Raw genomic sequence first — 12,658 nt, forward strand, 5'->3', positions numbered from 1 at the left:
CTGCCTTTATTCTTATTAAAAGAAACTTTGGCAGGTCTATTATGTCTATAGCTGCTTTGCTTAACATAGCAGTTGAGATTACTAATCTTTTGCAGTTCGCTCGACCATAAGTATTGATATAAACTTCATCCACTTGCGAGATTAAGCAAAATTTATTACTCTACTAGCACTAGGAATTTTTAACCAGATGCGATCGCGTATTGGTTATTGAGTCAAGTAATCAGGGTGTTCAAGTTCATATTTAGCGCCAACGCTACTTAATTTTCTGTTTAATAAATGTCACAACTTGAGCTAGCTGTTTCTTTAAACCATCAATTTCTACTTGCATTTTGACAATTTTTTCATTGAGGAGCTCAATTTCCGTAGCAGAAGCGGACTCAACAACAGAGGATTGAACTGCACTATTGACACTACCAGAAGTGGTGACTGTGCCATTACCGTAATTAGAAGTTGAGACTGGACCATTGTTAACAGCAACACCTGCTCCAACTAAAACTGGTTCTGGGCGTACCTGTTTGGATTTTGCCATTGCTGATTTAATTGCACTAATTAATTGCTTCTGGTCAAATGGCTTCCCAAGAAATTCAAAATATTCAAAAGGTTCTGGAATTTTCTCCGTCACCTCTTCCTTACGACCAGACATCATCACTAAGGGAATCTTCCTTAACTCTGGCTGGGCTTGAATTTGCTGAAAAACTTCCCAACCACTCATTTTGGGTAATAAAAAATCCAACATGATCAAGCTAAATTTTTCCTGAAGGATGAAATTGAGTCCTTCCAAGCCGTCTTTTGCTTCTATAACCTCGAAATTGCCAGGAGGCAACATTTCTCGTACTTTTACCCTGACAACTGTGGTGTCATCAATAACTAGAATCTTGTTACTTGCCACGACTGATTACTCTAAGAGAAACTATAGGTGTAGATGGCAGTTTTGCCGTTGAACCTTGAGAATTATCCCACTATATCCAAAATTTCTCTTGATTGGGGGAGAGTATATTTCGGTATAAGTGATGTTGCTAGATGTATTTTAAGAAACTTTTGCTTGTGTTCTTTTCAATTTATGTCATGGTGATATTTAAGGCTTTAACCTTGCTCTAGAGCATAGGAAACTTGCCTTACATTACCTTTGATGTCTATGACTTCGTCACAACAAGCCCAACTCAAGTCAGAAATTATGGCAATGCCTAGCTGGTTACGTCGCTCAATCGGCAAAGCCAGTGAAATCTCTACCGTACAACGCATTATCAAGCAGCGCCAAATTCATACAATTTGCGAAGAAGGACGCTGCCCTAACCGCGGGGAATGCTATGCCCAAAAAACTGCAACTTTTTTATTAATGGGTCCTACCTGCACACGCTCTTGTGCATTTTGTCAAGTAGATAAAGGTCATGCACCAATGCCTGTTGACCTAGAAGAACCACAAAAGGTGGCAGAAGCAGTGCAACTGTTGGGATTACGTTATGTGGTGCTGACTTCTGTCGCCCGTGATGACTTAGATGATCAAGGAGCCAGCCATTTTGTCCAAACGATGGAGACTATCCGTCGGTTAAATCCGGAAACTCAAATTGAAGTGCTGACACCAGATTTTTGGGGTGGTGTGGGGGCTGGGGAAGAAGGTCAACGCCAACGAATAGCAATGATTGTCAGGGCGAAGCCAGCCTGTTTTAACCACAATATTGAGACGGTGCGACGCTTAACTGGACCAGTGCGCCGGGGAGCGAAGTACGATCGCTCGTTGCATGTGCTTTCAATCGTCAAAGACATAGATTCCTCCATGCTTACAAAATCAGGTTTGATGCTAGGACATGGAGAAACCAGCGATGAAGTCATCGCAACAATGGCAGATTTAAGAGCCGTTGGATGCGATCGCCTAACTATTGGTCAATATATGCGACCTTCTTTAGAACATCTGCCAGTCCAAAAATACTGGACTCCAGAGGAATTTGATCAACTCGGCAGCGTAGCATGGAAAATGGGATTCAGCCACGTCCGTTCTGGACCTCTGGTTCGTAGTTCCTACCATGCAGGTGAAGAGGCTTGAGTGAACAGAGGGACAAGGAGGACAAGGGAGTGTGGGGAGTTCTTCCCCCAATCCCCAGAGGGGGCCCCGAGTCTCCCATCTCTTCCCCATGCTCAATGCCCCAATCGCCACCACTACACAAATATTTTTAAAGAATTTGGGTAATCGGTACACCTGTTTGGTATGTCTTAAAAAGTCCTGAAATTTAGGAGAACAGACTAATGGCTGATAAAACTGCTAATTCCCCGGTTGCTAACAGTGGTGCTAAACCTCCATACCCCTTCCGTACTGGTTGGGCATTGTTTTTGTTAGCAATCAACTTCGTAGTTGCGGCCTATTACTTCCATATCATCGAATAACTTAGAAGTTAAGCGGTGCTGCTCAAATCGTGCCTTTGAATAAACCTTTGGGGCGAATGAGCAGCACCAAAATCATAATTAACAGCGCTACACCTTGTTTATATTGAGATCCCAGCCAAGGGGTGCTGACTTCTTGAGCTATGCCAATAATAAAAGCTGCGGCGATCGCACCATAAGGATTACCAATTCCACCCAAAATCACTGAGGCGAATAGGGGCAAAATCAAAAACCACCCCATATTCGGACGCACAGCAGTAATTAACCCGTACATACTTCCCCCTAAGGAAGTAAGTGTGCCAGCAATTAGCCAAGTCCAGAGAATCACTTGATCGACATTAATACCAGAAACCCTAGCTAAGTCCAGATCGTCAGCTACCGCTCGCATCGCCTTGCCAATTTTAGTGTTTTGCAAAAGGTAATGCAGCGCCAAAATTGCCAGTACTGCTAAACCCAATACCAACAATTGATTTTGCGGCACCTTTAAGCCCCAGATGTCTAAAGCTGGAGTAACAGGGACACTGTAATTTTGGTTCTTACCACCCCAAATGAGGATAATGCCATTGCGTAAGAATAAGGCGAGTCCGATGGAAATAATAATCAACGTAGTGGAAGTAGCACGGAGATTCCGCATTCTTGACCACAGCAACTTTTCTGATAACAGCATCGTAGCTACTGTTCCCGCCGCAGCTAGTATCATCGACAACCAAATATTTATACCAGTGGTATTCACTAGCAGCGTCAGGTAGGCCCCCAAAGTTAGAAAGTCACCGTGGGCAAAATTTGACAACCGTAAAATTCCATAGGTAAGAGTAAGTCCGACTGCGGCTAGAGCAATAATACTCCCTACAGCAATCCCATTGATAATTAATTGAGCAAGTTGTATATCCATAGTCTTAAGTTGGTCTTAAGAAATTTCGAGCTTAGTGATTTCGTACATTAGATTGTGGGATCTTCGTCACATTCGACACTATAGGTTATGCTTTATAAATAGAAAACAAATGTGCGCTAATATACATAAGATCCTGTTCGCACTCTTGTGCGAAGCTAAACTTGTTCAGCGGTCTAGTTGACCATGCAGCAGTATTCAAGCTTACCAGAACAGAACTCACAGATAGATGCAACTCAAACACTTTTGACCACAATCCAGCAACTTCGGGCCGAGTTGTGGCTGGAGAGCAGCTTGAACCAGTTGCAAAGCCATCTTAATGATTGCCTGCTTTCTGCTTGTACTACTTTGCCACAGCAAAGAAGCACAGAAGCAGATATTTTTCAAATTTTGGTCAACGATCTCAACCATGCTTTAAATAGCACTCAGGTGGCGATCGCTCTGTTCCAACCACAAGAAATAACTGGTAAAGTTTGTTATCTTTCTCCATCCCCATCTCGGCGTTCACAACTTCTACACCTAGAAGCAATCTCCAAGAAAGGCAGAAAGCTGCACTTGAGATTGAATGAGCCAATAGAACTCGAAGATTTGCAGCACCTTGAGAATCAAGAAACGCCCAGCGCTTGGCAATTGAGCGACGATTATGGTGGCATAATAGCTTGGCTAATTATTGCTAGGATACCGATTAGATCGGATTGCGATTCATTTCCAGCATTAAAAGCTCAATTGGGATCGCAACTAGTTGCACGGGCCGTTAAGTACTGCAATGTAGTGTTGGCACAGCTCAGACAAATACAATCTTGGCAACAAAAGACCCAATACTTGGGGAGTTCTAATCGGGAACTGGAGCGTACCAATCAACTTAAAAACCAGTTTTTGGCAAATACCAGTCACGAGATCCGCACACCGCTGAGTTCCATCATCGGTTTCACCCACCTGCTTTTAGCTCAAGGCTACGATCCAACTAAAGAACGTCATCAAGAGTATTTAAATATTATTCAGTCCAGTGGCAAGCACCTGCTAGCGCTCATAAATGATATTTTGGATCTCTCTAAAATTGAAGCAAATCAGCTGGAAGTGCAGTGGGAAATAGTGGACGTACCAGCACTATGTCGTAATGTTTTGGCATTAGTGAAAGAAAAAGCTGCCAATAAGGGTTTAAAACTACTCTTAAATCTAGATACAGATGTGACAACTCTAGTAGCTGACTCCTTACGTCTTAAACAAATGCTGTTGAATTTACTTTTCAACGCTCTCAAGTTTACGACTACAGGAACTGTTGGTTTACAGGTTGTTGCTAAAGGTAGTTTTGTGCATTTTACAGTTTGGGATACTGGCACTGGTATATCTAAAGCAGACCAGACTCAACTATTTCAACCATACTTCCAAATTGCCAACTCCACAGTTAGTCGTAACGAAGGTACTGGTTTAGGTTTAGTTGTGACTCGCAAACTCGCAGAAGTTCACGGTGGTTGTGTGGAAGTTGAATCTGAGGTTGATTGCGGCTCGCGTTTTACCATCATACTGCCCCTAAATCCCGTTGGGGAATTAGAAGGAATTGAGGGTGAAGTTGTTGACTCATCTTCCTCACTGCCTTTGCCTAACGCTCCTAGCTCTTTTGTAGAAATTTTGCTGGTGGAAAATGACTTAAACAACGCCAAGTTGATGCAAATTTATCTAGAAAAATTGGGCTATCAGGTAACTTGGGCAAAGAATGCTGCCGAGATGTGGGAAGCTTTGGAAAATATACATCCAGCAGTGGTTTTAATGGATGTGAACCTACCGGATGATAACGGTCTAAACTTAGTACGGCAGTTGAGAGAAAATCAGCAATACCGCATGACTCCGGTAATTGCCCAAACAGCAATGGCAATGAAAGGCGATCGCGAAACTTGTCTAGCGGCTGGAGTAAATGACTATATTTCTAAACCTATTGATTTACCCTTATTAGCCAGTCTGGTGGCAAAATACAGCAAACCATTATAGGCAATTCAAATTTCCTCTTGAAAGTCTAAAAGCAGGAAACCGCTGCTTAGACTTTCCAAAAAATTTAAAATTGAGAAATATATATATTTAAGCTAGTCATTCCAGCATCTGTTGGCTAATGCTGTTGCCCCCTGAGTTTTGAGCAATAACTATTGACACCTGACTAAAATAGAATTTGTTGGGTGCTATAAGATTTCGGCAGGACTCTAAAAATGATGCTGACAGAAAAACTTGAGCAACTAAAAGCTTTATTTGCAGAAATGGAGCAGGCACTAATAGCCTATTCTGGCGGTGTTGATAGTACTTTGGTTGCCAAGATTGCTTATGATGTTTTGGGCGATCGCGCTTTGGCTGTGACTGCTGTTTCGCCGTCGCTATTGCCGGAAGAGTTGGAAGATGCAAAAATTCAAGCGGCAACTATTGGGATTAAGCATAAAATTGTCCAGACAAACGAAATGGACAATCCTAATTACACCTCTAACCCTGTCAACCGCTGTTATTTTTGTAAAAGTGAATTGCATGATACTCTCAAACCTTTAGCTAGGAATTTGGGTTATCCCTATGTGGTGGATGGAGTGAATGCCGATGATCTACACGATTATCGCCCAGGAATTCAAGCAGCCAAAGAAAGAGGTGCGCGATCGCCTTTAGCGGAAGTCGGTGTTACTAAATTGGAAGTCCGCCAACTTTCACAACAACTGAGTTTACCTTGGTGGGATAAACCTGCTCAACCTTGTCTCAGTTCCCGTTTTCCCTATGGTGAAGAGATTACTGTAACTAAGTTACAACGAGTTGGTAGGGCAGAAATTTACCTGCGAAAGCTGGGTTTGAAGAATTTACGCGTGCGTTCAGAAGGAGATACAGCACGTATTGAACTGCCGCTAGAACAAATCAAAGAGTTTGTGTTGACGACGGATTTACAGCAAGTAGTGTCTGCTTTTCAAGAGTTTGGGTTTATCTACGTAACATTAGATCTGGAAGGTTATCGTAGTGGCAAGTTGAATCAGGTGTTACAGCCACAAGCCTCAGGCGTTAAAGCATAAGATTTTGTTGGCGAATTCATCAACTAGTACAGCAGATGCGGAATAATTATCTAGTTGAAAAGATCGTAAAAGTCTACTTTCCTGCCATCTGCCTTATCCTACTATTTAATTTCAGCTTCCACAGGAATCAGAACGCACCCGTTAATCTTCCAGGTGGTATCAGACTGCTTTTGCATTAAATACAATGCCCTTACAGGAACTCCATCAGGCCCAAGTAGCAGTACTAGTTGAGTTATCTTTCCGTGAATGGTTGTTATTTTATCAAAGAATACAGAGCGAGGACGATACACAGCTGGATAACCAAGTCGCACCATTTGTATAAAGTTTTCTGGATTGCGGAATTGGGCTTGGATCTCTGGACTGGCAAAGGCGAAAGCACCTGCGGTATCATCCTTTTGAAATGCTTCTAATTGACGTTCAATAACATAACGTATGGCGACGGAATCGCTATCAGTGATTTTCATAAATCTAAAATTGCGATCGCGATCGCTCAATTATTGCGCTGAGTTACTCTTAATTCTATCTGCTCTAGTGCTGCTCGCCAAACGTCATAACCATCTGGCGACAGATGTAACCCATCTGTGGTTAACTCTGGGCGTAAATTGCCTTCAAAGTCTGTAAACCACCTATAAATATTTATATAAGTAACTTTTTCTTGTTTGGCAATCAGTGCAAGTTGTGTATTGAGATGACGAATGCGCTGGTTAGAAATTGTTGGCAGGCGAGCAGGTAAAATTGATTGAATAATTATCTGAGCATTTGGGTGAGCCTGCCGTAAGCTGCGCATAATTCGGCGATGATTGCGCAAAATTACTTCATCACTGGCACCTTTACGGATGTCGTTGATTCCAGCCATAACATAGATTACATCTGGCCGCGTTTCTGAAAATGCAGCCAATCTTTTTAACACACCACTGGATGTATCTCCAGAGATTCCCTGATTTAACCATAATTTACCAGCAGGCAGTTTTTCTTTTGGAAACCACATGCTCAAAGAATCACCTACTAAAATGCCCAGACGATTTGCGCCTTTGCTTTGAGCGATCGCTTTGGCTTCCAAAGCTAATAAACGTTTCCAATCGTCATAAGTTAGTTGACGTTTCTTAGCTGACTCCGACACTGATTGCAAGCTATCTTCATCCAAGCGTTTATTAATTTGGCCTGTTTTTAAAGCTGCTAATCTTTGGTAGTAAAGCTGACTATTTGAAGCTAGCGTACGGTTAGCGCTTAGGGACGTAGGATTGAGTGATGGCTCTACTGGCGTTAGCAAAACCTGGTTGGTGAATTCTGGTAAAGCAACACCAAAGTTGGGGATGATTTTCTCACCTACTCTGGGCGGCGAACTTTCTAAAGTTTGCAAAGCTTGGCTGTAAAATTCTGGTAAGGAGATGTCAACACTGGGGATAGTTTTCTCACCTATTGTTAGTTGCGAACCCTGTTTTAAATCCCAATGGAATCTAGAATTTTCTGGCAGAATAATCGACATCTGTGGAAGAGCTGATGCTGGTATTGCCAATCCTGTTAACAAGCTTGCTGCCAACAGATAAGGGTCCCTCATCGTTTTTTCTCTCCTATACTCATTGCTTTCTCTTATGACAGTGGTAACTGGCTAAATTCAGGAAAATTTTACTTCGGTATAAGTTCTTATTTTGATTTACTCTGTCTATGTCTGTAAAGCAGGTTCACGGGGTTCAGTTTGACAATTTACAATCTCTTTAAACCGAATTTTTACGGATATCTAGCCCATTCTCTCTGTGGGAATACTTTCAATACATACATAGATTTTACTGACCCTACCGCTTTCCCTTTTGAAAGTTAGGTGTTGTAGCGCTCGCTTGGCTCTACAACAAACTCAAAAACCACAATTTCATTTGTATGCTATTACACTAAAATTTTATGTAATTCTACTGTTAATGATTGGAAAATAATTTTTGATTTTATCATCAAGGAGGCTGTTAGCTTTAATGTTGTTAGCATGGTAAATATCTAATTAACTTTAAGCTCTGTAATTTAGGGAATTTTACTGATTGCCTTGATTTTGCTAGAGCAAGAGGCTATCTATTTTTATTTTCTCATATAAAATTCAACGATGCTAACGCATCATGTGTCAAATATGGGATTAATCAGATTAAAGATTCGAGAACTCGCACAAGAGAAAGGATGGACTTTGAAAGAAGTTTCCGATCGCTCTGGGGTGATTTACAGTACAGTGAGAAGTTATGCTCGCCGTTCTGGGATGACAACTGTGGATTTTACGGCTATCCACAAATTGGCTCGAACATTTGATGTGATGATTGAAGACTTAGTTGAAATTCTAGAGGAATAGTTAACTTTTTTGAATATTATAACCAGAGGAATAGGAAATTTAAATATTTTTCTGCTACTAAGATTTTGCAAACATTGCTAATAATGCTTAGATTGTAAAATCTGCATTATATTAATTTAAATTGATTACTATAGTTATATAGAAGAACTCCGTTATAAATGCTAAGATTTAGGCGAAGTCATTAATATTTACTTGTTATTTTGTGGCTAGAGCTAGTACTGCGATCGGTGTCAGTCCCATTATTAAAGAGATTGTGCAAAAACAGGCACATTCGACACGTTTAACTCTGAAAGAGGTTATACTTATGGGGATGTTAGCAATTGATAAACTCGACGATCAAAGTCGTCAAGAGCTAGCAGACGAAGTTCATAAAATGCAGGTTAACGGTGAAATATAAATCTGCTTTTTGGAACTAAGAATTAAAAGTCCAAAGCGAACATTTTAACTATTCCAAAAGTTATGATTTGTTAGTTATAAAAATTTGAATTAGAGATTTATACCTCAAAGAAAGTAACATTTGTTGAGGTGAAAAACTCTAAATTCAAATCTAAAAATTGTCACAGTTGGCTGATTATTGGCTAAAACGGTAACGGCTTCCCATAACATAATCCTCATTGATTTCAAAAGCAATCCATTGACGTTGCAAAATCTCAGCAACAAACCCAGTTGTGTTAGATCCTGCAAATGGATCTAACACTAGATCACCTTCATCAGTCAAAAATTTAATAAAGAACTCCGCGAAAGCTTGAGGAAAACGTGCTGGATGGGATTTAATTCCTGCTGCTTTACAGCGTCGTAAATATAGACTATTTGATTCAGTATTAGCCATTTCTAGTAAGTTTGGTGGAATTGCACCTTGGTTATCTTTTTGAAATTTATCAGAAATATCATGTCCACTAGGACGTATTTTTGCTTTATAGCCATTTTTGAGTAATTGCTTCATACTCTGGCTATAAGGTTTTAATACCTTTCTATTGTCTGCTTTAGGATTTGGGGTTTTAGATAACCACCAAACGACATTTACTGAATCTTTTACACGTATTCTTCTGATTGTTACCCACTCAGCAGGAGTAGGTAATCTTGCCGGATTATAGTGGTAGAATTCTTGCGCGAGAAAAAAGCCAACTTCTTTGCACAACCGCACCAAAAGTTCGTATTGGTAGATGCTCCGCACAGGATTACCGGGGAGATAAGCACCACCTAAATCTAAAATAAATGAGCCATTTTCAGCCAGAACCCTTTTGAATTCGTATGCAAAAGGTAGAAACCATTCTATATATTTTTCAGCGCTTTCGTTACCATATTCTTTTTTGCGTGTAAGAGCAAATGGTGGCGAAGTTAGAATTAAATTAATACTGTTATCAGCAATGAATTTGAGCAGTTCTATACTATCACCTAGATATACTGCTCCGTTATTTTGAGTATAATAAGGGTTAAAGTTAATAAATGCCTGTGTTTTATTTATTTTGGCTGTCAAGACTAGTTAATATTATAAATTTATCGCGTTTTTATATTTATAACTTTTTTAAATTTAAAAGTATTAAGTTCAAGAAAATAGTATTTCTTGGTATGAGGATAGAAATAAAGTCATCCTATCCAAAAATGGAATCTTACCATTTTTTGTAAGGTAAAAATTTCCCAGACATAATAATTTTCACTCGCTCGCCTTTTGGGTCTTCTTCTTTTTCCACATCCAGGGTAAAGTCAATCGCACTCATAATCCCATCACCAAACTTTTCCTGAATTACATCTTTAATGGGAAAACCATACACCTGCATAATCTCGTAGAAACGATAAATCAGTGGATCAGTTGGCACAACTGGGCCTAATCCTTTTACAGGGTATTCGGTCAACTCTTTAATATAGATAGGTTCTAAATCCAATGCTTCCACCAGCAACTTCGCCTCATCCTCAGAAGCACTGGCTTGACGATAGAATACAGCAGCAATCCAGACTTCATCGCGTCTGAGAATTTTTTCTAAATCCGCAAAGCTTAGACCTTTGTCTTTTTTGGCTGTTAATAGCGTTTGCGTAATTTTGGGAATAGACATCTGGTAATTTTTTAAGAACTTAATTTGTAAGAAGAAATTCTATCATTATTATCTGGAACAGGCGATCGCTTTTTGGTCGAGATTATGTCAGTTGGAAAGTTTGAATCATTAATCTATTCAATTGCTGAAGCTTATTAGCTCTAACTAATACAAACAAAATATAAAAAACTACTTACTAAACGAAAAAGGAAATTTTTATTCATAGAACCCTGGTAATTAGTTTTTTCATAATACAGGCTACCTCACCATAGCCAGGATTGCCTATTAAACCTTGTAAATTGTTATGCTCTATATCTTCATATTGGCCTAACTTACTTGTCCATTTACCATCAGGTAATTGCCTAGCAACATGGGTTGGTATCTTGTTGGAATTGCTGTATATAGCTACTTTTTGAAAGCCCTCTTCTAAGGCATCACTTTCACAGATTTCATAATTAAGTTTTTGATATGCTTCTTGAAAAGCCTCTAAAGTCTCTTCTCTGGGAATATCTGGTGGCCAGTAGTGTTGATTTTGAGCATCTGGCCACCACCAGGTTTCATCATCTTCTGCTGCCCAGGCTACGCAATTATAATCTATTGTGTCTTGACTTGTAATTTTGTAGCCATATATTACTAGATTTGGATAATTCGATTCTATCCAAGGAACCACATCAGACTTAATCCAAGCATTATTACTTACCACCGATAGCCCCTATCCCTACCCCAATCAAGCCAAGCTTTAATCATCTTGTTGACTTTTCCCCTATACTCTGGAGGTACAGGATCTTCTCTAGTAATAGATTTCAATGCCCAGAACCAGTGTCCAGATTTCCTCTCAAGTTCTCTTAAAAGTAGTGGGATTACTACTTCCCCCATGCCAATAATTTGTTGATACGCAGGGTGCATTGACATTTGATTAATAGATGACATACCACGCGTTTCCTCTAGCCATTGATTAACAAGTGCTGTAAAGGTGGCTTCTATATCTATTTGTCTCGATAGAGAACGATGTTGAGAACGAGCAGTTTGTTCATGTTTGAGAGTTTTAGTGCTTCTAAAAAAAATTAAATTATCATTGTTATTTTCATTACGTACTTTTCTTTTATCGTCTAAACAATTCCAGTCAGAGCCAGCATTGAAATTGATTTTGCTTTTCTTACTAAATCTTGGTAAATAAAGGAACTCAGATTGCTTTAAATTTTCTTGCTCTTTTGGAAGCCAAGGAGCAAATTTTTCAGCTACTACCATTTTTATAACCTCTACTCTATGTTTTTGTAATTCAAATATGGAATACTTGTTCTTTCGAGCATCAACTCAATAGCTTTTGCTTTTCTTTCTGCTCTATCTAATTGTTCACTTAGTTGTCCTATATCTATTGAATCTAAAGCTACAAAAAACTCATGTGTACCATTTAAATCAGCATATTCAATTTTTAGCATATGAACTATTGCGACTCCTGCTGGGCCTTTCTCTATATCTGGTTCAAAAACAGGGCGCATATCTGTTAAAACACGAGAACGTGTGAACAACCGTTCATGATCACGCATTACATTGATTGCTTTAGACGTAACACTAAGTACACCGTCAAACTCTAAAAAAGTAGTTAATCTTTGCTCAAATTTGTGTTTTTGTTCTTCAGTAAGGTTTGGAAGTTCCTCATCATCCTGAACAGCCTGACTAATTTTTTCTACGATTTTATTTATCGGTGCATCAAAATAGTCTCGAAGATTGTAAAGGGAAATCAATGTTTCTATCAAATCTTCTACTTCTTCTACGGTTAAAGCCTTTACCTGCGAAGCTACTGCGGATGCTAACTCTTCAACCAGTAGCGATGGTGGTGCTTGGCTTAAAGCATTTATTAATTCATTTACAGTTGTGCGATCAATGTTGACAAGTTGTTCAAACCCAGGTTTATATTTTTCTGGAATTTCCAGTTCTGCCATATTATTCCTACTGCCCTAAAAAGACATAAAAGTCTCATGTAATCGAAAGATAAGTTGAACCCCAA

The 12,658-nt window shown here is 39.6% G+C and carries 15 protein-coding genes; 6 read left to right on the top strand and 9 right to left on the bottom strand.

Annotated elements, in window-relative coordinates:
• Positions 1 to 253 precede the first annotated feature (253 nt).
• Entirely contained in the window at positions 254 to 889 is a 636-nt protein-coding gene (locus BV375_RS04560) for a response regulator (RefSeq protein ID WP_086757736.1), read from the bottom strand.
• A 246-nt stretch (positions 890 to 1,135) separates the two neighbouring features.
• Here BV375_RS04560 and lipA point away from each other — a divergent pair, with 246 nt between their 5' ends.
• Positions 1,136 to 2,041 carry a lipoyl synthase gene (lipA, locus tag BV375_RS04565; RefSeq protein ID WP_086757737.1) on the top strand — a complete coding sequence of 302 codons (906 nt, stop codon included), beginning with the start codon at positions 1,136 to 1,138 and terminating at the stop codon, positions 2,039 to 2,041.
• A gap of 200 nt (positions 2,042 to 2,241) precedes the next feature.
• Positions 2,242 to 2,379, top strand: a complete 138-nt coding sequence (locus tag BV375_RS04570) for a photosystem I protein PsaX (RefSeq protein ID WP_086688331.1) — start codon at positions 2,242 to 2,244, stop codon at positions 2,377 to 2,379.
• A gap of 22 nt (positions 2,380 to 2,401) precedes the next feature.
• Here BV375_RS04570 and BV375_RS04575 read toward each other — a convergent pair whose 3' ends face one another.
• Positions 2,402 to 3,268: a branched-chain amino acid ABC transporter permease gene (locus BV375_RS04575; RefSeq protein WP_086757739.1), complete on the bottom strand. Its 867-nt coding sequence runs from the start codon at positions 3,266 to 3,268 to the stop codon at positions 2,402 to 2,404.
• 183 nt (positions 3,269 to 3,451) lie between these two features.
• Here BV375_RS04575 and hrmK point away from each other — a divergent pair, with 183 nt between their 5' ends.
• Together hrmK and larE are read left to right on the top strand one after the other, a co-directional pair.
• Positions 3,452 to 5,251 (top strand): hybrid histidine kinase/response regulator HrmK, encoded by a 1,800-nt coding sequence (gene hrmK, locus BV375_RS04580; RefSeq protein WP_086757741.1) that lies wholly within the window; start codon positions 3,452 to 3,454, stop codon positions 5,249 to 5,251.
• A 215-nt stretch (positions 5,252 to 5,466) separates the two neighbouring features.
• Positions 5,467 to 6,294, top strand: coding sequence for an ATP-dependent sacrificial sulfur transferase LarE (gene larE / locus BV375_RS04585; protein WP_208099054.1), 828 nt, complete (start codon positions 5,467 to 5,469; stop codon positions 6,292 to 6,294).
• Positions 6,295 to 6,395: 101 nt separating this feature from the next.
• Here the strand turns inward: larE and BV375_RS04590 are convergent, their stop codons facing one another.
• Both BV375_RS04590 and BV375_RS04595 read right to left on the bottom strand, forming a co-directional pair.
• Positions 6,396 to 6,758 (bottom strand): DUF4864 domain-containing protein, encoded by a 363-nt coding sequence (locus tag BV375_RS04590; protein WP_086757833.1) that lies wholly within the window; start codon positions 6,756 to 6,758, stop codon positions 6,396 to 6,398.
• A 26-nt stretch (positions 6,759 to 6,784) separates the two neighbouring features.
• Positions 6,785 to 7,852 carry an SGNH/GDSL hydrolase family protein gene (locus tag BV375_RS04595; RefSeq protein WP_086757746.1) on the bottom strand — a complete coding sequence of 356 codons (1,068 nt, stop codon included), beginning with the start codon at positions 7,850 to 7,852 and terminating at the stop codon, positions 6,785 to 6,787.
• Positions 7,853 to 8,407: 555 nt separating this feature from the next.
• Here BV375_RS04595 and BV375_RS04600 point away from each other — a divergent pair.
• Entirely contained in the window at positions 8,408 to 8,620 is a 213-nt protein-coding gene (locus BV375_RS04600) for a helix-turn-helix transcriptional regulator (protein WP_086757749.1), read from the top strand.
• A gap of 202 nt (positions 8,621 to 8,822) precedes the next feature.
• Positions 8,823 to 9,017, top strand: coding sequence for a hypothetical protein (locus BV375_RS04605; RefSeq protein WP_015130880.1), 195 nt, complete (start codon positions 8,823 to 8,825; stop codon positions 9,015 to 9,017).
• Between the two features lie 174 nt (positions 9,018 to 9,191).
• Here the strand turns inward: BV375_RS04605 and BV375_RS04610 are convergent, their stop codons facing one another.
• The 5 genes from BV375_RS04610 to BV375_RS04630 form a co-directional block, all read right to left on the bottom strand.
• The gene (locus tag BV375_RS04610) at positions 9,192 to 10,097 is read right to left on the bottom strand and encodes a site-specific DNA-methyltransferase (RefSeq protein WP_086757753.1); all 906 of its coding nucleotides are present in this window, start codon (positions 10,095 to 10,097) and stop codon (positions 9,192 to 9,194) included.
• Between the two features lie 133 nt (positions 10,098 to 10,230).
• Positions 10,231 to 10,671, bottom strand: a complete 441-nt coding sequence (cynS, locus tag BV375_RS04615) for a cyanase (RefSeq protein ID WP_086757755.1) — start codon at positions 10,669 to 10,671, stop codon at positions 10,231 to 10,233.
• Positions 10,672 to 10,870: 199 nt separating this feature from the next.
• Positions 10,871 to 11,353: a hypothetical protein gene (locus BV375_RS04620; RefSeq protein WP_086757757.1), complete on the bottom strand. Its 483-nt coding sequence runs from the start codon at positions 11,351 to 11,353 to the stop codon at positions 10,871 to 10,873.
• On the bottom strand, positions 11,347 to 11,898 hold the full coding sequence (locus tag BV375_RS38020) for a hypothetical protein (RefSeq protein ID WP_243713844.1): 552 nt from the start codon (positions 11,896 to 11,898) through the stop codon (positions 11,347 to 11,349). Before BV375_RS38020 ends, BV375_RS04620 begins: the two co-directional genes overlap by 7 nt.
• 11 nt (positions 11,899 to 11,909) lie before the next feature.
• On the bottom strand, positions 11,910 to 12,593 hold the full coding sequence (locus BV375_RS04630) for a hypothetical protein (protein ID WP_086757759.1): 684 nt from the start codon (positions 12,591 to 12,593) through the stop codon (positions 11,910 to 11,912).
• Positions 12,594 to 12,658: the final 65 nt, after the last annotated feature.

The sequence above is a fragment of the Nostoc sp. 106C genome (assembly GCF_002154725.1).
In the GTDB taxonomy this organism is placed as follows: Bacteria; Cyanobacteriota; Cyanobacteriia; order Cyanobacteriales; family Nostocaceae; genus Aulosira.

Coding starts and splice junctions, on each gene's coding strand:
- hrmK (WP_086757741.1), top strand. CDS start 3,452: ATGCAGCAGTATTCAAGCTTACCAGAACAGAACTCACAGATAGATGCA.
- larE (WP_208099054.1), top strand. CDS start 5,467: ATGCTGACAGAAAAACTTGAGCAACTAAAAGCTTTATTTGCAGAAATG.
- lipA (WP_086757737.1), top strand. CDS start 1,136: ATGACTTCGTCACAACAAGCCCAACTCAAGTCAGAAATTATGGCAATG.
- BV375_RS04575 (WP_086757739.1), bottom strand. CDS start 3,268: ATGGATATACAACTTGCTCAATTAATTATCAATGGGATTGCTGTAGGG.
- BV375_RS04570 (WP_086688331.1), top strand. CDS start 2,242: ATGGCTGATAAAACTGCTAATTCCCCGGTTGCTAACAGTGGTGCTAAA.
- BV375_RS04595 (WP_086757746.1), bottom strand. CDS start 7,852: ATGAGGGACCCTTATCTGTTGGCAGCAAGCTTGTTAACAGGATTGGCA.
- cynS (WP_086757755.1), bottom strand. CDS start 10,671: ATGTCTATTCCCAAAATTACGCAAACGCTATTAACAGCCAAAAAAGAC.
- BV375_RS38020 (WP_243713844.1), bottom strand. CDS start 11,898: ATGGTAGTAGCTGAAAAATTTGCTCCTTGGCTTCCAAAAGAGCAAGAA.
- BV375_RS04630 (WP_086757759.1), bottom strand. CDS start 12,593: ATGGCAGAACTGGAAATTCCAGAAAAATATAAACCTGGGTTTGAACAA.
- BV375_RS04600 (WP_086757749.1), top strand. CDS start 8,408: ATGGGATTAATCAGATTAAAGATTCGAGAACTCGCACAAGAGAAAGGA.
- BV375_RS04590 (WP_086757833.1), bottom strand. CDS start 6,758: ATGAAAATCACTGATAGCGATTCCGTCGCCATACGTTATGTTATTGAA.